Source organism: Arthrobacter sp. K5 (assembly GCF_040448525.1).
GTDB lineage: Bacteria > Actinomycetota > Actinomycetes > Actinomycetales > Micrococcaceae > Arthrobacter > Arthrobacter globiformis.
The window spans coordinates 793,176-811,287 of sequence record NZ_CP159279.1 but is presented as its reverse complement, the minus strand read 5'-3'; the positions used below and the strand labels follow the sequence as shown (position 1 = coordinate 811,287).

The following is an 18,112-nucleotide window of genomic DNA, read 5'->3' as shown; positions in this document are numbered from 1 at the left end:
TGGAAAACCTTAGAGTGCGTTGACCTTCTTGGAGATCGCCGACTTGCGGTTTGCAGCGTTGTTCTTGTGCAGAACACCCTTGCTGACAGCCTTGTCCAGCTTGCGGCTGGCAGAAACGAGCGCAGTAGTAGCAGCTTCCTTGTCGGAGGACTCAACGGCGGTGTTGACGGCGCGGATGGCCGTCTTCAGCTCAGACTTGACTGCGTTGTTGCGCAGGCGGGCCTTCTCGTTGGTCAGGATGCGCTTCTTCTGGGACTTGATATTTGCCACGTGTGAACTCTCTTTGTAATGCGGAAATGGTCTAGAGGGCTTTCAGGCTGGCCTTGACTGAGCGGCGTGGGGATACCTATGGCGGCCAGCCATCAGTGACCGTCGACCTGCACGGACACACAGCTATAAATCTTAGCAGGTCGCGGCCATTTGTGGCCATTCAGCCCGCGGACGGCGCGCCGGCGTCATTTCCAGCCGCGCAGCAGCCGTAACTCGTCCGCCACCAGCCTAAACTTCTTCCGCTCCAGAACCGAGCCCTCGCGCCGAATGTCGGCCGGATGGATCTGCAGGACGCGGTCCAGCTTGGCCTCGCTGGGGCGGCCCTGCCTGTCCCAGGGGCCGGTGCCGATATCCACATAATCGCGGCGGGCACGCGGGTGGCCGTCATGGTCCTTGCTGGTCAGCATCAGACCCAGCAGGTACCGCCCATGGCTGCCAACAAGGAGGACCGGCCGGTCCTTGCCCCGTGAATGGTCCTCTTCGAAGGGAACCCAGGTCCACACGATCTCGCCGGGGTCCGGGCGGCCGTCCGGGGAAGGGGAATACCGCAGCGTCGCCGTGCCGGTGAAGTCGCCCGGGTAGGTCCCCGTTACGCCGGCCCGGAGTCGGGCCGCGTTTCCGGACCTGCCCGGGTCGGGCGCCCGAGTGGCGGGCGCCGGAGTCCGGCCCGCCGGTTTCCTTAGCACCCCGAGGAAGCGCAGCGACGCTCGGACGGCGCCGCCGATGGAGGAGAAGTTCAATGCCATGCGGGCCACCCTACCGGCGCGGCCTCCGCACCTGCCGGACCTCCGGGCGTGCGGCCGCACGAAATGTACTGCCAGCGCCCGGGACGTGGGAGACTAGAGGTTCAGATATTGCGGCAGGCAGCAGGATGGCCAGAGTTCAGCCTGAACAACGCCGCTGAAATGCCAACAGTAAGGACCCTGCGTGTCTCCCATGGCCCGCACCGCCCCGGTGCCCGCCGCGACAGATCCGGCCATTATTCGGAATTTCTGCATCATCGCGCACATTGACCACGGTAAGTCCACCCTGGCCGACCGCATGCTGCAGTTCACCGGCGTCGTGCAGTCCCGCGACATGAAGGCCCAGTATCTGGACCGCATGGATATCGAGCGCGAGCGCGGCATCACCATCAAGTCCCAGGCCGTCCGCATGCCCTGGGAACTCGACGGCAAGAGCTACGCCCTGAACATGATCGACACGCCGGGCCACGTGGACTTCACCTACGAGGTGTCCCGTTCGCTCGCCGCCTGCGAGGGGGCCGTTCTGCTGGTGGACGCAGCGCAGGGCATCGAGGCCCAGACGCTGGCCAACCTGTACCTGGCCATGGAAAACGACCTCACCATCATCCCGGTCCTGAACAAGATCGACCTGCCGGCCGCCCAGCCGGAGAAGTACGCCGCCGAACTGGCCAGCCTGATCGGCGGCGATCCCGAAGACGTGCTGCTGGTCTCCGGCAAGACCGGCGTGGGTGTCGAGGCACTGCTGGACAAGATCGTGCGCGACCTGCCCGCACCGGTCGGCGACCCCGATGCACCTGCCCGGGCCATGATCTTCGACTCTGTCTACGACACGTACCGCGGCGTGGTCACCTATGTCCGCGTGGTGGACGGGATGCTGCACCCGCGCGAGCGGATCCAGATGATGTCCACCAAGGCCAGCCACGAACTCCTGGAAATCGGCGTCAGCTCCCCGGAGCCCATCCCGTCCAAGGGCCTGGGCGTCGGCGAGGTGGGGTACCTCATCACCGGTGTGAAGGATGTCCGCCAGTCGAAGGTGGGTGACACCGTCACCAACCTCGCCAAGCCCGCCGCGGAATCGCTGAGCGGCTATGCGGATCCCAAACCGATGGTGTTCTCGGGCCTCTACCCGCTGGACGGCACCGACTACCCGGTGCTCCGCGACGCACTGGACAAGCTCAAGCTGAACGACGCCGCCCTGATCTACGAACCGGAAACCTCCGCAGCACTCGGCTTCGGCTTCCGCGTGGGCTTCCTCGGCCTGCTGCACCTGGAGATCGTCCGTGAGCGCCTCGAACGCGAATTCAACCTGGACCTGATTTCCACGGCCCCGAACGTGGTCTACGAGGTCACGCTCGAGGACAAGAACGTGGTCACTGTGACCAACCCCAGCGAGTTCCCCTCCGGGAAGATCAACGAGGTCCGCGAACCCATGGTGGCCGCGACAATCCTCGCGCCCAACGAGTTCGTCGGTGCCATCATGGAGCTCTGCCAGGGCCGCCGCGGCGTCATGCGCGGCATGGACTACCTGTCCGAGGACCGGGTCGAGCTGCGGTACTGGATGCCCTTGGCCGAAATTGTTTTCGACTTCTTCGACCTGCTCAAGTCCAAGACGCGCGGCTACGCCTCGCTGGACTGGAAGGCCGACGGCGAACAGGTCGCCGACCTTGTCAAGGTGGACATCCTGCTCCAGGGCGAACAGGTGGACGCCTTCAGCGCCATCACCCACAAGGACAAGGCCTATGCCTACGGCGTAATGATGACCGGCAAGCTGCGCGAACTTATCCCGCGCCAGCAGTTCGAGGTGCCCATCCAGGCGGCCATCGGGTCCAGGATCATCGCCCGCGAGTCCATCCGCGCCATCCGCAAGGACGTTCTGGCCAAGTGCTACGGCGGTGACATCTCCCGTAAGCGCAAACTGCTGGAAAAGCAGAAGGAAGGCAAGAAGCGCATGAAGATGGTGGGGCGCGTGGAAGTGCCGCAGGAAGCCTTCATCGCCGCCCTGACCACCGACGAATCCAAGGACAAGGCCAAGAAGTAGTGGTGAAAACCGTGGCTGCAATCTCCGGAGGCCGCACGCATGCCTAGCGTTCTTCCCCTGGGTGACCCCGCGCCGTCGGATGGCCTCCTGCCGGAGCAGGCGGCCAGCGGGGCAGCCAACCGGGCCTTCGGGCTCTACGTGCACATCCCGTTTTGCGCGGTGCGCTGCGGTTACTGCGACTTCAACACCTACACCGCAACCGAGCTTGGCGGCGGCGCGTCCCAGGACGCCTACGCCTCCACCGCCATCTCGGAGGTGGACTTTGCCGCGCGGGTCCTTGGGGAGTCGGGCCTGCCTGCCCGCAAGCTGAGCACCGTCTTCTTCGGCGGCGGCACGCCCACGCTCCTGCCGGCCGAGGATCTGGCTCGAATCCTCCGTGCCGCCATAGACACGTGGGGGATCGAACCCGGTGCCGAGGTGACCACGGAAGCCAACCCGGATTCCGTCACGCCGGAGTCTCTGCAGCTGCTCGCGGACGCGGGCTTCACACGGGTCTCCTTCGGCATGCAGTCCGCCGTGCCGCACGTGCTGAAGGTCCTCGACCGCACCCACACTCCGAGCCGAGTCCCGCTCGTGGTGCAGTGGGCGCGCGACGCCGGACTCGCCGTCAGCCTGGACCTCATCTACGGCACGCCCGGCGAGTCACTGGACGACTGGCGTTACTCCCTGGAGACCGCACTCTCGTACCGGCCGGACCACATCAGCGCCTACGCATTGATTGTGGAGGACGGCACCAAGCTCGCCGCCCAGATCCGCCGTGGCGAAGTTCCGGGCATCGACGACGACGACCATGCCGACAAATATGAACTCGCCGACCGGATGATTTCCGACGCCGGCCTGCACTGGTACGAGGTCAGCAACTGGTCCGCGACGCCGCAGCAGGCGTGCCGTCACAACCTCGCCTACTGGCGCGGGGATGACTGGTGGGGCATCGGACCCGGCGCGCACTCGCATGTGGGCGGGGTGCGCTGGTGGAACGTCAAGCACCCCACCGCGTATGCCGGCCGGCTTGCCTCAGGCGCCTCGCCGGCGGCAGGTCGGGAGACCCTCGACGCGGAAACCCGGAGCGTCGAAAAGGTCATGCTGGAAGCCCGCCTATCCTCCGGGCTGGAAACCGCTGCGCTCTCACCCTCGGGCCGGAAGGCCGTGGCCGGGCTGATCGCCGAGGGCCTTGTGGTTCCCGAGGATGCCTTCAGGGGCCGCCTGGTTCTTACGCTGAAGGGCCGGCTGCTGGCCGACGCCGTGGTCCGCAGGATCCTGCCGGACTGAAGCTCCCGGAGGCGCCACCGGCGCAAGGCTTAACAACAGCGGCCCCAGAACCGAACAGGTCTGGGGCCGCTGTCTTGTGCGCTTACTTAATCCAGCGGAGGTTGTACTGGTACCGGTGCGGCTGGCCCTTGTTGACGTGGACGCCCGCGGACACCGCGAAGCAGGTCAGCGCAATCCAGATGAGCGTGGCCACGACGGCGAACAGATTGCCGACGACGGGAAGTAGCACCAGGAGGTTGGCCACGAAGGCTGCAATCGTCGGCGGCAGGGTGAAGTTGAGGGCTTCCTTGGACTCCTGCGCGGTGAACGGGCCGCGGTCGCGGAAGATGAGGTAAATCAGCAGTGCCGGAACACAGCCGAGGATGCCCCCGAAGTGCGCCAGGGTGGCCCACTGCCGGTCCTCGCTGGCGGTCAGCGGAAGCGCATTGGCCGGAACCCCATGGTACTGGGGCAGGTCCTGGCCGGACTGTGTGTCCCTGCGGTCGCGAGCGTCTTCTGCCACGGTGTCTTCCTTTAGCTTGCGTTGGTGCGATAGTGCGTTGGAGGCGCCGGGGCCGCGGTGCGGTGGCGCCGTACCAAGGATACCGGCCCGTACGGGCAATCGCGGGCCCAACGCCGATTCGCGGGATCGGATCTATGGAACAGTGAGGAAATCGATGACTTCTTCCACCCGGCCCAGCAGGGCAGGCTCAAGGTCGGCGTAGGTGCGCACGGCGCCAAGGAGTCTCTGCCAACCGAGGCCAATGTCTTCCTTCGTCTCGTGCGGCCAGCCGAAAGCCGTGAGGATACCGGTTTTCCAGTCCGTGCCGCGCGGCACCACCGGCCACTGCGGAATGCCCAGAACCGATGGCCGGATCGCCTGCCAGACGTCGACGTACGGGTGGCCCACGATCAGCACGTTCCCGGCGGCGCCGGGGGACGCCATCACGGCGTCGGCGATCCTGGACTCCTTGGAATCCGGGACCAGGTGGTCCACCAGAACGCCAAGCCGGCGGCCGTGACCGGGACGGAAGGAGGCAACTGCCGCCGCCAGGTCGTCGATGCCATGGAGGGGCTCGACGACGATGCCCTCCACCCGGAGGTCGTCGCCCCAGACTTTTTCCACGAGTTCAGCATCATGCTTGCCTTCAACCCAGATCCGGCTAGCTTTGGCGACCTGCGCGCGCTGCCCTTCCACCCGGACTGAACCCGACGCCGTCCGCGCGGTGCCCTGCCCTGCGGGCTTGGCTTTGGGGGCCGGGGGCATCAGGCGGATCGGCTGCCCCTCCAGGAGGAATCCGAAGCCCAGCTTGAAGGACCGTGACTTTCCGCGGCGGTCTTCGAGCGCCACCAGGTGCATGCCGCCGGACTTCTCCACACGGGTTACTGCGCCCACCCAGCCGGACTGGACGTCCTCGAGCACCATGCCGCGCTCCACCGGGACCTCGGGCAGGCTGTTCTTGGCGGGCGCTGCGATCTCCTGCGCGCCCCAGGTCTGGTACTGCATTCGTTCACCGCTCTGCACTCGGAAGGAGCCGCTCCGGCCGCGGACATGCCGCCGGGGGACAGGCGCCCGGAATTTCGCCCGGAGCGGTACCAATGCTAACAACGCGGCGACTCATATTAGACTTGTTAGCACTTAGGCATGTCGAGTGCTAACCACAGCGTTGCGGGCAGGATTAACGCCCGGCGCGGGTATGGCCAAAAGGAGGTGGACTGTGAGCGAACCACGGAAGCTAGAGGTGCTGCGCGCCATCGTGGAGGACTATGTCCATTCCCGCGAACCTGTCGGCTCCAAAGCCCTGGTGGAACGGCACCACCTGGGCGTTTCCAGCGCCACCATCCGGAACGACATGGCGGCGCTGGAGGACGAGGGCCTGATTACGGCCCCGCACACCAGCGCCGGCAGGATTCCCACGGACAAGGGTTACCGCCTGTTCGTCGACCAGATCTCGGCGGTCAAGCCGCTCTCCCCGGCGGAGAAGCGCGCCATCCAGACCCTCTTGGAGGGGTCGGAGGACCTCGATGACGTGCTGGACCGGACGGCCCGGCTCCTGTCCCAACTGACCAACCAGGTCGCCGTCGTGCAGTACCCGCACCTGAGCCGCGCCGTGGTCCGGCACATTGAATTCGTGCTGCTGGCGCCGCGGAAGGTGCTGATCGTTCTGATCGCCGACTCCGGCAAGGTGGACCAGCGCGTCGTCGACGCCGGACAGGACCTGTCCGACGACACGCTCGCCTCCCTGCGCACCCGGTTCCTGACCGGCGTGGCCGGCACGCCGGTGGCCATCCTGCCCCAGCACCTGGCCGCCGTCGTGGCCGGCTGCACGCCGGCCGAGCGCCCCGTTGCGATGGCCCTCGGCAAGGGACTGGAGGGCCTCGCCCACAACAGCCGGGAGGACCGGATGGTCCTGGCCGGAACGGCCAACCTGGCGCGGTCCAACGTGGACTTCCCGCTCAGCATCGGACCCGTGTTGGAAGCCCTCGAGGAGCAGGTTGTGATGCTGCGGCTCCTAAGCGACATGGCGCAGGACCCCCGGGGCGTGGCCGTCAGCATCGGCCGCGAAAACCCCTACGACGGGCTGGCCGAGGCGTCGGTGGTGGCCACCGGCTACGGCCCCGACGCCAGCGCCAAGGTGGGCATCCTTGGCCCCACCCGGATGGACTATCCCACCACCATGGCCGCCGTGCGCGCCGTGGCCCGCTACCTTTCGAGGATTCTGGGCCCGTGACCGCACGCCCCGGACATCCTTTGACCACAGGCAGTACAACCAGGAAGAGATACGAACTTTGAGCAGCCACTACGACGTTCTTGGAGTCTCCCCGGAAGCCACCGGCGAGGAGATCAAAAAGGCCTACCGCAAGCTGGCCCGCTCGCTTCACCCGGACGTCAACTCCGGGGAAGACGCAGCCGAACGGTTCAAGGCCGTCACCCACGCCTATGAAGTGTTGTCCGATCCGCAGAAGCGCAGGGTCTACGACACGACCGGTAACGAGAACGGCACCGACAACGGCTTCGGCGGCGGCGGTTACGCCGGCCAAGGCTTCGCGTTCCAGGACATCTTCGACACCTTCTTTGGCGCGGGCGGGACCTCCGGGCCCGCGTCCCGCGTCCGCCGCGGCCAGGACGCGCTCATCAGCGTCCGGATCGACCTGCGCGATGCCGTTTTCGGCGTCAACAAGAAGCTGGAAGTGGACACGGCCGTCACCTGCCCCACCTGTGAAGGCTCCTGCTGCCAGCCGGGCACGCATCCCGAGCGCTGCGACATCTGCGGCGGCAGCGGACAGGTTCAGCGGGCGGTCCGTTCCATCCTCGGCCAGGTCATGACCGCCGCCCCCTGCGGCTCATGCGAGGGCTTCGGCACGGTCATCAAGGACCCCTGCAACGAATGCAGCGGCCAGGGCCGCATCCGCAGCCGCCGTTCCCTGACCATCAAGGTTCCGGCCGGTGTGGCCACCGGAACGCGGATCCAGCTCTCCGGGCAGGGTGAGGCCGGCCCCGCGGGCGGCCCGTCCGGCGACCTTTACGTGGAAATCCGGGTCAACAACGATGCCACTTACGTCCGCGAGGGCGACGACCTCCACGCGACCCTGAACATTCCGATGACCGCCGCTGCCCTTGGCACGGAACTGAGCCTTGAAACCTTCGATGGCAAGCAGGAGATCGACGTCAAGGCGGGCACGCAGTCCGGCGAGATCATCACCCTCCGCGGCCTCGGCGTCACCCACCTGCGGGGCTACGGCCGCGGCGACCTCAAGGTCCACCTGCAGGTGGAAACCCCGTCCAAGCTCGACCCCGCCCAGGAGGACCTGCTCCGGCAGCTGGCCAAGCTCCGCGGCGAGCAGTTCTCCGAGGGCAAGCTTGCAGCCAGCGGCGGCGTCTTCGCCAAACTGCGGGACCGCCTCGGTAACCTGTAGCGGTGAGCAACCCCGTATTCTTCACCCCGGCCGGCGCGCTGGACGGCACGGTTCCCGGTTCTCTGTTCGTCCTCGACGGCGCCGAGGCCCGGCACGCGGTGACCGTCAAGCGCCTGGCGGTGGGGGAGCAGGTGGACCTGGCCGACGGCGCCGGCAAACGCATCACTGGAACGGTGACCGGTGCCGCCCCCGCCGAGCTGACGGTCGAATGCACCTCCGTCAGCGTGGAACCGCGGCCGGACGTGCGCCTGGTCCTGGTCCAGGCCCTCGCCAAGGGTGACCGGGATGAACTCGCGATCGAAACAGCCACCGAGTTGGGGATCGACGCCGTGATTCCCTGGCAGTCCGAACGGTCCATCGTCAGGTGGAAGGGTGACCGGGCGGCCAAGGCGCACGGGAAATGGCAGTCCACCGTGGCTGCGGCTGCTAAGCAGGCGCGCCGCGCCTGGATCCCTGAGGTGCGTCCCGCCGTCGACACCCAGGCCCTGGCAAAGACCGTGGCGGAAGCCGGCCTTGCCGTGATCCTGCACGAAGATGCAGTGACGCCGCTGCGGCGGGTCCTCTGCAAGTGGTCGGAGGAGCGCCAGGAGGCGGCCGACTCCGGAGAGATCCTCCTCATCGTTGGTCCCGAAGGGGGCATCAGTCCCCGGGAGGTCACCCGGCTGTGCAGTGCCGGGGCGGTCACGGCACTGTTGGGTCCGCACGTCCTGCGGTCATCGACGGCGGGACCGGCCGGCGTCGTGGTAGCAAGCGACGTCCTGGGCCGCTGGTAGCCTCAACCAGCGAACGCGCTAGCGACCGGTAAGCCCAGTGCACTGGGGGACTTAGCGAACGGTGAACCCGCGCGTGTCCACGTTGAGTTCGTCTTCAGGCTTGCCCGGGTCGATCTGGGAGACCCGCACCTCGTAGTTGCCGGGCGCGAGATTGACCGTGATGCCGAAGACTCCGGAGGCGGCCGGATCCGAGGCCGCCGTGGCCTCCCCAATCAGGTAGCTTTCCTTGTCGCCGTTGTCCTGGACCTTGAGGATGCGCCAGTGGAGTTTGCCGTTGGGGACGGTGCTTCGTCCGGAGATCTTGACCCGGCCGTCGCTGACTTCGGTGCCCTGCTGCGGATCGATGATCCACACCGGCGCCACCATTCCGGCACTGCGCGACGTGGGGGCACCGAGCTTGACGTGCTTGAAGGCCAGGTAATCGGTGTGCCCGTCCACCAGGATCACTACCTCGATCTGCTGGCCGGCGTCAATCAGGCCAGAACTGGCCCCCGCGGCGGTTGCGGTGTATACCAGTTGCTGGATGGCCCGCTGGGCCATGTCCGCGTCGAGGTTGCTGTTGAAGGCATCGGCGGAAACGTCCACGGTAATGACGTTGGTGCCCGAGATCGACGTCGCGAGGTTCTTGGGGTTCTGCCACGGCGTGAAGAAGTCCGGATCCAGCGGTGTCTCCGACATCATGGCGCGAAGGGCCCGCGTGATCGGGTTCTCATCGTCCGGCACGTCGCGGAACTCGCGGTACAGGAACACGTTGCTGTTGCTGCGCCCGATCCAGTAGACCGGCGCCTTGTTCGAGGACTGCGTCGTTTCCAGTGGCGCGCTGGTAGTGGGGACGCCGTCCGTGCCCGCCGCCCGGCGCGACGAGGACGTCGGAGAGTTGGCGGAGGTCACCGCGGGGTCAGGATCGGCGATGCACCCGGACATCAGCAGGGCAGCCGGAAGCAGCGCGGAGAGCAGCACGGAGCGCATCCGCGGTACTTTCCGTCCCGGAGTTCCTTGCTGACTGATGCTGGCGATCCCTTCGAATAGGCAGTTGCTGGCGGGCAGGCCGGACCGTTTCCGGCGAGCTCCTTTTCCAGCATTACACGAGTCTTTGGGGCACAGCGTGCCTTTCGCGGCAGGCGGCCGAACTGCAACGGGAACGATATGAGGCCGATACAAAGTTGATACCTAATTGCGGGAACGCGTTACGGAATTGCGGTCCGCTGTGACCTTCCGGGACGGCTGGCCGAGGCGTGCGCTGGCGTAAGATGTAAAGACACAAACGAGTTATATTCCGAACTGGAGGGAACTGAAGGCCTGCGGGCCGTCACCATGACTGAATCAGCCAACGGAAAGCGCCGCCTCAACACGGGGGACCGAACCACGGGCGAATTCCCCCATACTCTTCCCGGTGTCCGGACGGAGGTGGTCATCTTCGATAACTCTGATCAGATGGTGCAGTCGCTGGGAAGCCACGACGAGGCCCTCCGCTTCATCGAGGACCAGTTTCCGGCCGTCAGTTTCCACGTCCGCGGCAACGAACTCTCCATCAACGGACCCGCGGCCGATGTTCCGCGGATCATGCGCCTGCTCCACGAGGTCCGGGGGCTCGTGGCCCGCGGCACCATTATTACGCCGGCAGTTCTCCAGCAGCTGGTGTCGCTGCTCCGCAGCCAGTCGCTGCAGAACCCGGTAGAGGTGCTGACGCACGACATCCTGTCCAGCCGCGGCAAAACCATCAGGCCCAAGACGCTGAACCAGAAGAACTACGTGGACGCCATCGACGCGAACACGGTGATCTTCGGGATCGGCCCCGCCGGTACCGGCAAGACCTACCTCGCGGTGGCCAAGGCGGTGCAGGCCCTGCAGCAGAAGGAAGTCAGCCGGATCATCCTCACCCGCCCCGCCGTCGAAGCGGGCGAGCGGCTCGGCTTCCTGCCCGGCACGCTCAGCGACAAGATCGACCCGTACCTGCGCCCGCTGTACGACGCGCTGCACGACATGATGGACCCCGAGTCCATCCCCCGGCTGATGGCGGCCGGAACGATCGAAGTGGCGCCGCTGGCCTACATGCGGGGCCGGACACTGAATGACGCCTTCATCATTCTTGACGAGGCACAGAACACCACGCCGGAACAGATGAAGATGTTCCTGACCCGCCTGGGCTTCGGCTCCAAGATGGTGGTCACCGGCGACGTCACGCAGGTGGACCTTCCGTTCGGAACCCGCTCCGGCCTGCGCATCGTCGAGGAGATCCTCACCGGAATCGACGACGTCAGCTTCTCCGTTCTGGACGCCGCCGACGTCGTCCGCCACCGCCTGGTGGGGGACATCGTCAACGCCTACAGCATCTGGGACGAAGCACAACGCAACCGGGTCAAGCATTCCGTTCCCCGGGAACGACGGGAGAGCACGCATGAGCATCGAAGTTAACAACGAGTCCGGCATCCAGGTGGACGAAGCCCAGCTGGTGGCGCTGGCACGCTTCATCTTCGAGCAGCTGTACATCCATCCGCAGGCGGAGCTGTCCATCCTGCTGGTGGACGAGCCGGCCATGGAAAAACTGCACATCGAGCTCATGGATGAGCCCGGAGCCACCGACGTGCTCTCCGTGCCCATGGACGAGCTCACCCCGGGAACCCCGGACAAGCCGACGCCGCAGGGCATGCTTGGCGACATCGCGGTCTGCCCGCAGGTGGCGGAGGTCCAGGCCCGCAACGCCGGACACTCCACGCAGGACGAGATGCTGCTCCTGACTACGCACGGAATCCTCCACCTGCTCGGCTATGACCACGCCGAACCCGAGGAGAAGGCAGAAATGTTCGGCCTGCAGCGCGACCTGCTGACGGCATTCACCGGCAAAGAAGCACCGGCCGAGACCACCCAGTGACCTCCCTGCTCCTTGTCTGCATGGCGCTGGCGTTTCTCGGTGCCGCAGCGCTGCTGACTGCTGCCGAGGCGGCGTTCAGCTTTCTCCCGCGCCACGACGCCGAGCAGGCGGTGCAGGGGAGCCGGGGCCCGGCCCTGCGGAGGATCCTGGATCAGCCGATGACGCACATGCGTGCCCTGCGTTTCTGGCGGATCTGGTTCGAATCGGCCTCCGCCGTGGCCGTGGCTGTGCTGCTTTACAGCCTGCTGGACAGCGTCTGGCTGGCCGGCCTGGCCGCCACAGGCATCATGGCGATTCTCGGGTTTGTGCTGGTGGGGGTCTCGCCGCGCCAGCTGGGCCGTTCGCACCCGGCGGCCGTGGCGCAGTATTCGGCGTCACTGGTCCGGTTCCTGGCCTGGATCCTCGGACCCATCCCCGCCTGGCTGGTCCGGCTGGGCAGCTCGGTGGCCCCGGGTTCGCCCAACGGGGACGACTCCTACTTCAGCGAGGAGGAGTTCCGCGAACTGGTTGACCGGGCCACCGAGTCGGACATGATCGAGGACAACGAGGCCGAACTCATCCAGTCCGTCTTCGAGTTCGGTGACACCCTGGTCCGCGCGGTCATGGTGCCGCGGACGGACATCCTGACCATCGACGCCGGTTCGAGCCTGCACAGCGCGATGGCCCTTTTCCTGCGGTCCGGCTATTCCAGGATCCCCGTCATCGGCGAAAACACGGACCAGATCCTGGGCATCATCTACCTCAAGGATGTGGCCGCCGCGATCCACAGCATGGACCCGGAGGCCGAACCGCCCGTGGTGGATGCACTGGCCCGTGAGGTCCGTTACGTTCCGGATTCCAAGCCGGTGAGCGACCTCCTGCGGGAACTCCAGAAGGAATCCACCCACGTGGCCATCGTCATCGACGAATACGGCGGCACCGCAGGGCTGGTGACGCTCGAGGACCTGATCGAAGAGCTCGTCGGCGAAATCGTGGATGAATACGACTCCGAGAGCGCCGCCGTCGTCGACCTGGGCGACGGCACGTACCGGGTAAGTGCCCGGATGGGGATCGACGATCTGGGCGAGCTGTTCGGCATCGAACTGGACGACGACGAGGTGGACACCGTGGGCGGCCTGCTGGCCAAGGCCCTCGGGCGGGTCCCGATCGTGGGCAGTGCCGTGGACGTCGACGGCGTTTCGCTGCGCGCCGAGCGGCTGGAAGGCCGCCGGAACCGTGTCAGCCACATCATTGCGGGCGCCGCCCCTAAAGGCCCCGTTCCACAAAATACTGACCTTGAAGAACTTCTCGACGAGGCCGAATCAATGCAACAGGGAGTTCCACGTGAGCAAGCAGAATAAGGCCGGCGGCGGCGAGCCGTTCGGCGGGTACCATGCCGGATTCGCGGTGCTGGTGGGCCGCCCCAACGCGGGCAAATCCACCCTCACCAACGCCCTGGTGGGCAAGAAGGTGGCCATCACGTCAGCCAAGCCGCAGACCACGCGGCACACCATCCGCGGAATCGTCCACCGCGAGGACGCCCAGCTGATCCTCGTTGACACCCCGGGCCTGCACCGGCCCCGCACGCTGCTGGGCAAGCGGCTTAACGATCTCGTGGCGGACACGCTCTCAGAAGTGGACGCGATCGGGTTCTGCATCCCCGCCAACGAGAAGATCGGCCCCGGTGACAAGTTCATTGCCGCCCAGCTCGCCGCCGTCGGCCGCAAGCCGGTGATTGCCCTTGTCACCAAGGCAGACCTGGTGGACCGGCAGGCCCTGACGGAGCAGCTGCTGGCCGTCGCCGAGCTCGGCAGGGAAGTGTTGGGCGAGGACGGCTGGAAGGACATTGTTCCGGTTTCGGCTGCGGACGGGTTCCAGGTGGGCACGGTGGCGGACGTCCTGATCAGCCACATGCCGCCGTCGCCTCCGCTCTATCCGGACGGCGAGCTGACCGATGAGCCGGAGGCGGTCATGGTGGCCGAACTCATCCGGGAGGCCGCCCTGGAGGGTGTCCGCGACGAGCTGCCCCACTCACTGGCCGTGGTGGTGGAGGAAATCGTTCCGCGCGAGGGCCGGACCGAAGACAACCCGCTCCTCGACGTCCGCGTCAACCTCTACGTGGAGCGCCCGTCGCAGAAGGCAATCATCATCGGCAAGGGTGGAAGCCGCCTGCGGGAGGTCGGCACCAACGCCCGGAAGGGCATCGAGGCGCTCTTGGGCACCCGCATCTATCTCGACCTGCACGTCAAGGTGGCCAAGGACTGGCAGCGCGACCCGAAGCAGCTGGTGAAGCTCGGGTTCTGACCCGCTGCCGCCTGCAATCCGGGGCCGGCGTCTGTGCGCCGGGCCGCGAACGCTGGATTTCCGGCGTTTTCCCAGAAACGGCTACTAAAATAGGCCGGATCCCATTTTTTCGAGGAAGGTACACCCTGTGGTGCGACGCCGCGACAACCGCGCCCAAGGACCGGGCATTCCCGCCCGTTCCGAGCCAGCTGCCCGGCATGCCGAGGACTCCCGGCTGGGCGCTGCCCGGCACCTGAATGTGCGCCATATGCCCGCGTGGCTCAAGGTGACCACCGCCGTCGTTGCTGTGGTCCTGGCCGGCGGCCTGGCCTTTGCCGGCTACTGGTACTTCCGGCTGCAGTCCAACATCTCCACGGCGGCACTGGGCGCCGGAAGCAGCCGCACCGACACCACGGACGACGCCACCGGCAGGCTGCAGATCCTGATCCTGGGCTCCGACACCCGCGACGGCAAGAACTCGAATTACGGCAGCACCGAGGATTCCACCGGCTACGGCAATTCCGACGTCATGATGCTGATGGACATCTCTGAGGACAACAAGCGGGTCAACGTCATCAGCTTCCCCCGCGACCTGCTGGTGGACATTCCCAAGTGCACCGACCAGAAGACCGGCAAGCAGTACGCGGCGCGCAGCGGCATCATGATCAATGAAGCCATGAAAGAGGCCGGCATCGGCTGCGCCGTGGACACGGTCAACAAGCTGACCGGCATGGAGGTGGACCACTTCATGATGGCCGACTTCAACGCCGTCAAGGAGCTGTCAAACGCGGTGGGCGGTGTGTCGGTCTGCATCAGCGACGCCGTCTACGACCCCGACTCGCGGCTGCGGCTGCCCAAGGGCACCTCCCAGGTGCAGGGTGAACAGGCTCTGGCGTTCCTCCGCACCCGCCACGCCTTCGGTGACGGCGGCGACCTCGGCCGCATCAAGGCGCAGCAGGGCTTCCTGTCCTCGCTGACCCGGAAGATCAAGGACGACGGCACCCTCTCCAACCCGGCGAAGCTGCTGAACATCGCCGACGTCATCACCAAGAACCTGACCGTCGACGACGGACTCTCCTCCGTACCGTCGATGATCACCATCGCCAACCGGCTGAAGACGATCGACGTCGGCAAGGTCGCCTTTGTGGCGCTGCCGACCGTCCCGGCCACGAGCGATCCCAACCGGCTGGAAGCCGCGCAGCCGGCGTCCTCCCAGCTGTTCGCTGCCCTGCGCAAGGACATCGACCTGACGGACCCGGACGGGAAGGAAACCCCTTCACCCTCGGCGACGCCCAAACCGTCGGCCAGCTCCACTCCGACGGCCACGCCCAAGCCCACCCCGACGGCGGCGCCGTACGACAAGGCGCTGCAACCCATCACCGTGGCCAACGGAACCGGGTCAGCCACCAGGACGCAGGAAATCGTTGAGGCCGTTGTTGCCGGCGGCTTCACCCAGGTGGGGCAGCTGGAGGCCGACGCCACGGCAAAGACCATGGTGTACTACGGACCCGAGTTCGCGGACGTCGCCGCGGATGTGGCAGCACTGTTCGGTATTCCGGCCGCCCAGGTGGCGCCGTCCTCCGGCGTCGCGGGCGTGCAGCTGTACCTCGGCAGCGACTTCCCGTCCGGAACCAAGTACGGCAAGACCACGGTTCCCAAGGACATCGTCAACCAGACAGCCAGCGATACCGTTTGCCAGCAGGCAAATCCGGAGCTGATCGTCCAGCAGTGAACATCCGGTAACCGGACACAAAAAATGCCGGGCCGCCCCGAACGGGGGCGGCCCGGCATTTCTGCACTCACCAGATGCTGACGCGCTCCTCCGGAGGCATCCACATGCCGTCCTCCTCCGTGACACCGAACGCGGCGTGGAAGGAGTCGAGGTTCTTGGCTATGGCGTTGGTGCGGAACTCGTTGGGGGAGTGCGGATCCGTGGCGAGGCGCCGGATGGCCTCCTCGGTGCGGATCACCTGGCGCCAGCCGGCGGCCCAGGAAGCGAAGAAGCGCTGCTCACCCGTCAGCCCGTCGAGCACGGGAGGTTCCTGCCCGTCGAGGCTGAGGCGGTAGGCCTTGTGCGCAATGGTGAGTCCGCCAAGGTCGCCGATGTTTTCGCCCAGCGTGAGCTTGCCGTTGACGTTGTGCCCGGGCGCGGCATAGGGGGACAGCGCGTCGAACTGGTCCACGAGGCGTCCGGTCAGGGCTTCGAAGGCCTTGCGGTCATCCTCTGTCCACCAGTTGCGCAGCTCGCCTGTGCCGTCGAACTGTGAGCCCTGGTCATCGAAGCCATGGCCGATCTCGTGGCCGATCACCGCCCCGATGCCGCCGTAGTTCACGGCATCATCCGCTTCGGCGGTGAAGAACGGCGGCTGCAGGATGGCTGCCGGGAAAACGACCTCGTTCAGCATCGGGTGGTAGTACGCGTTGACGGTCTGCGGCGTCATGAGCCACTTGTTGTGGTCCACCGGCTTGCCCACCTCGTCCAGGTGCCGGTCGACGTCGGCATTGTGCGCCCGTTCAACATTCCCCAGCAGGTCTGCGGGGTCGATCACCACTGCTGAGTAGTCGATCCACTCGTCGGGGAAGCCGATCTTTGCCCGGAAAGCGCCCAGTTTCTTCAGCGCTTCGGCCTTGGTGTCCTCGCCCATCCATTCCAGGGCGCTGATGCTGTCCCGGTAGGCCTCGATCAGGTTGCCCACGAGCGTCTGCATGCGGGCCTTGTGGCCCTCCGGGAAATGCTTGGCCACGTAGATCTGGCCTACGGCCTCGCCCAGTGCTGCCTCGACGACGGCGACGCCCCGCTTCCAGCGGTCCTTGTTCCGCGGGGTGCCGCTGATGGTGGTGCCGTAGAAGGCAAAGTTCGTGTCCACGAAGGCGGAAGACAGGTAAGGGGCGGCGGAGTTGATGACCCGCAGGGCAAGCCACTCCTGCCACACCGGCAGCGACTCCGAGGCCAGCAAAGCGGCGGCTCCGGCAAAGAAGTCAGGGGTGCTGACCACAATCTCCTGCCGCTTGTCCGCGGCGACGTCTGCGGCTTCGAACCACGTGTCCAGCAGGGGGAACAGCTCGCGTGCCTCGCCGGCCGATTTCAGGTTGTAGGTCTTCTGCGGGTCACGGAGCGTGACGTTGTCCCAGTGGTGGGAGGCGAGGGCGGTCTCCAGCGCCACCACCCGGGCCGCGGCGTTTTCCGGATCGGCGACGCCGGCCAGGCCGAACATGGTGCCCACGTACTCCCGGTAGGACTGCACCACCGGGGCGAATTTCTCTTCGCGGTAATAGGACTCGTCAGGAAGCCCGAGGCCGCCCTGGCCCGTGTACAGCAGAACGCGGTCGGGGTTGCCGGCGTCGGGCGCCGGGTAGATGTAGAAAAGTCCCGAAACGTCGGCACGGAAGAGCCGGCCAGCCAGTGCCAGCAGCTCGGAAATGCTGGCTGTCGCGAAGACCTCGGCCAGACGTCCGCGGATAGGGTCAAGGCCCTTGGCCTCGATCGCTGCCTCATCCATGAAGCTGCTGTAGAGATCGCCGATCTTCCGCTCGATGCCGCTGGCCTCGGACCCCTTGGCCGCGGCTTCCTCGATGATTTCCTTGACTGCCAGTTCGGAACCGTCGCGAAGGGCGGTGAACGTGCCTTCCAGCGGACGGTCGTCAGGGATGGTGGTGTCCTTGAGCCAGGCGCCGTTCACATGCTGGTAGAGGTCGTCCTGTGGCCTCACGCTGCGGTCGATGTTTGACAGGGCGATCCCCGAAATTGGCACAGGAGCTCCTTCGATGACGGGCTGCGGCCGGCACTTTCACCGGTGCAGCGTCTGCATGGTGGACGTTGCTGGAGGTGTTGCCCCTTCATCTTACGCACCCGTGTTACTGTGAAATGGTGCGTGCAGAACTCCTTCTTCTTAGCTGCCGCGGCGAGGCCTCAGACGCGATCTAGCGCAAGGCCCATCCTCGTCGCGGAGTTTGCGTTGCCCGGCCACCCTTTCACTCAGGAATCACA

Annotated in this window: 16 protein-coding genes; 10 read left to right on the top strand and 6 right to left on the bottom strand. The window is 66.2% G+C overall.

Annotated features, from left to right (window positions below; translation table 11 throughout):
- Nucleotides 1–9: 9 nt before the first annotated feature.
- Both rpsT and ABRP34_RS03525 read right to left on the bottom strand, forming a co-directional pair.
- Nucleotides 10–270, bottom strand: a complete 261-nt coding sequence (rpsT, locus tag ABRP34_RS03530) for a 30S ribosomal protein S20 (RefSeq protein ID WP_003800822.1) — start codon at nt 268–270, stop codon at nt 10–12.
- Between the two features lie 185 nt (nt 271–455).
- Nucleotides 456–1,016, bottom strand: a complete 561-nt coding sequence (locus ABRP34_RS03525) for a type II toxin-antitoxin system PemK/MazF family toxin (protein ID WP_353712278.1) — start codon at nt 1,014–1,016, stop codon at nt 456–458.
- A 181-nt stretch (nt 1,017–1,197) separates the two neighbouring features.
- On the opposite strand from ABRP34_RS03525, the gene lepA reads away from it, so the two are divergent.
- A complete protein-coding gene (lepA, locus tag ABRP34_RS03520) occupies nt 1,198–3,051 on the top strand; it encodes a translation elongation factor 4 (protein WP_003800824.1) in 1,854 nt (617 codons plus the stop codon).
- 39 nt (nt 3,052–3,090) lie between these two features.
- Nucleotides 3,091–4,320 carry a radical SAM family heme chaperone HemW gene (hemW, locus tag ABRP34_RS03515; protein WP_353712277.1) on the top strand — a complete coding sequence of 410 codons (1,230 nt, stop codon included), beginning with the start codon at nt 3,091–3,093 and terminating at the stop codon, nt 4,318–4,320.
- An 82-nt stretch (nt 4,321–4,402) separates the two neighbouring features.
- On the opposite strand, the gene ABRP34_RS03510 is transcribed toward hemW, so the two are convergent.
- Together ABRP34_RS03510 and ABRP34_RS03505 are read right to left on the bottom strand one after the other, a co-directional pair.
- Complete coding sequence (locus ABRP34_RS03510; protein ID WP_003800826.1) at nt 4,403–4,822, bottom strand: DUF4870 domain-containing protein; 420 nt, start codon at nt 4,820–4,822, stop codon at nt 4,403–4,405.
- A 132-nt stretch (nt 4,823–4,954) separates the two neighbouring features.
- A complete protein-coding gene (locus tag ABRP34_RS03505; protein ID WP_353712276.1) occupies nt 4,955–5,806 on the bottom strand; it encodes a DUF3097 domain-containing protein in 852 nt (283 codons plus the stop codon).
- A 211-nt stretch (nt 5,807–6,017) separates the two neighbouring features.
- On the opposite strand from ABRP34_RS03505, the gene hrcA reads away from it, so the two are divergent.
- From hrcA to ABRP34_RS03490, 3 genes are read left to right on the top strand one after another with little or no spacing between them, the layout of a single operon-like run.
- Nucleotides 6,018–7,031, top strand: coding sequence for a heat-inducible transcriptional repressor HrcA (gene hrcA, locus ABRP34_RS03500; RefSeq protein WP_003800828.1), 1,014 nt, complete (start codon nt 6,018–6,020; stop codon nt 7,029–7,031).
- Between the two features lie 58 nt (nt 7,032–7,089).
- Nucleotides 7,090–8,217, top strand: a complete 1,128-nt coding sequence (gene dnaJ, locus ABRP34_RS03495) for a molecular chaperone DnaJ (RefSeq protein ID WP_003800829.1) — start codon at nt 7,090–7,092, stop codon at nt 8,215–8,217.
- A gap of 2 nt (nt 8,218–8,219) precedes the next feature.
- A complete protein-coding gene (locus ABRP34_RS03490; protein ID WP_353712275.1) occupies nt 8,220–8,990 on the top strand; it encodes a 16S rRNA (uracil(1498)-N(3))-methyltransferase in 771 nt (256 codons plus the stop codon).
- A 51-nt stretch (nt 8,991–9,041) separates the two neighbouring features.
- On the opposite strand, the gene ABRP34_RS03485 is transcribed toward ABRP34_RS03490, so the two are convergent.
- Nucleotides 9,042–9,959, bottom strand: a complete 918-nt coding sequence (locus ABRP34_RS03485) for a GerMN domain-containing protein (protein WP_353712274.1) — start codon at nt 9,957–9,959, stop codon at nt 9,042–9,044.
- A 345-nt stretch (nt 9,960–10,304) separates the two neighbouring features.
- Between ABRP34_RS03485 and ABRP34_RS03480 the strand changes: the two genes are divergently transcribed.
- The 5 genes from ABRP34_RS03480 (at nt 10,305) to ABRP34_RS03460 (ending at nt 15,856) form a co-directional block, all read left to right on the top strand.
- Nucleotides 10,305–11,405, top strand: a complete 1,101-nt coding sequence (locus tag ABRP34_RS03480; protein WP_003800832.1) for a PhoH family protein — start codon at nt 10,305–10,307, stop codon at nt 11,403–11,405.
- Nucleotides 11,389–11,862: an rRNA maturation RNase YbeY gene (gene ybeY, locus ABRP34_RS03475; protein ID WP_353712273.1), complete on the top strand. Its 474-nt coding sequence runs from the start codon at nt 11,389–11,391 to the stop codon at nt 11,860–11,862. The genes ABRP34_RS03480 and ybeY overlap by 17 nt, the downstream gene beginning before the upstream one ends.
- Nucleotides 11,859–13,202: a hemolysin family protein gene (locus ABRP34_RS03470; RefSeq protein ID WP_353712272.1), complete on the top strand. Its 1,344-nt coding sequence runs from the start codon at nt 11,859–11,861 to the stop codon at nt 13,200–13,202. Before ybeY ends, ABRP34_RS03470 begins: the two co-directional genes overlap by 4 nt.
- Complete coding sequence (era, locus tag ABRP34_RS03465) at nt 13,186–14,145, top strand: GTPase Era (protein WP_353712271.1); 960 nt, start codon at nt 13,186–13,188, stop codon at nt 14,143–14,145. The genes ABRP34_RS03470 and era overlap by 17 nt, the downstream gene beginning before the upstream one ends.
- 127 nt (nt 14,146–14,272) lie before the next feature.
- A complete protein-coding gene (locus ABRP34_RS03460; RefSeq protein ID WP_353712270.1) occupies nt 14,273–15,856 on the top strand; it encodes an LCP family protein in 1,584 nt (527 codons plus the stop codon).
- A gap of 67 nt (nt 15,857–15,923) precedes the next feature.
- Here ABRP34_RS03460 and ABRP34_RS03455 read toward each other — a convergent pair whose 3' ends face one another.
- A complete protein-coding gene (locus ABRP34_RS03455) occupies nt 15,924–17,876 on the bottom strand; it encodes a M13-type metalloendopeptidase (RefSeq protein ID WP_003800840.1) in 1,953 nt (650 codons plus the stop codon).
- Nucleotides 17,877–18,112 lie beyond the last annotated feature (236 nt).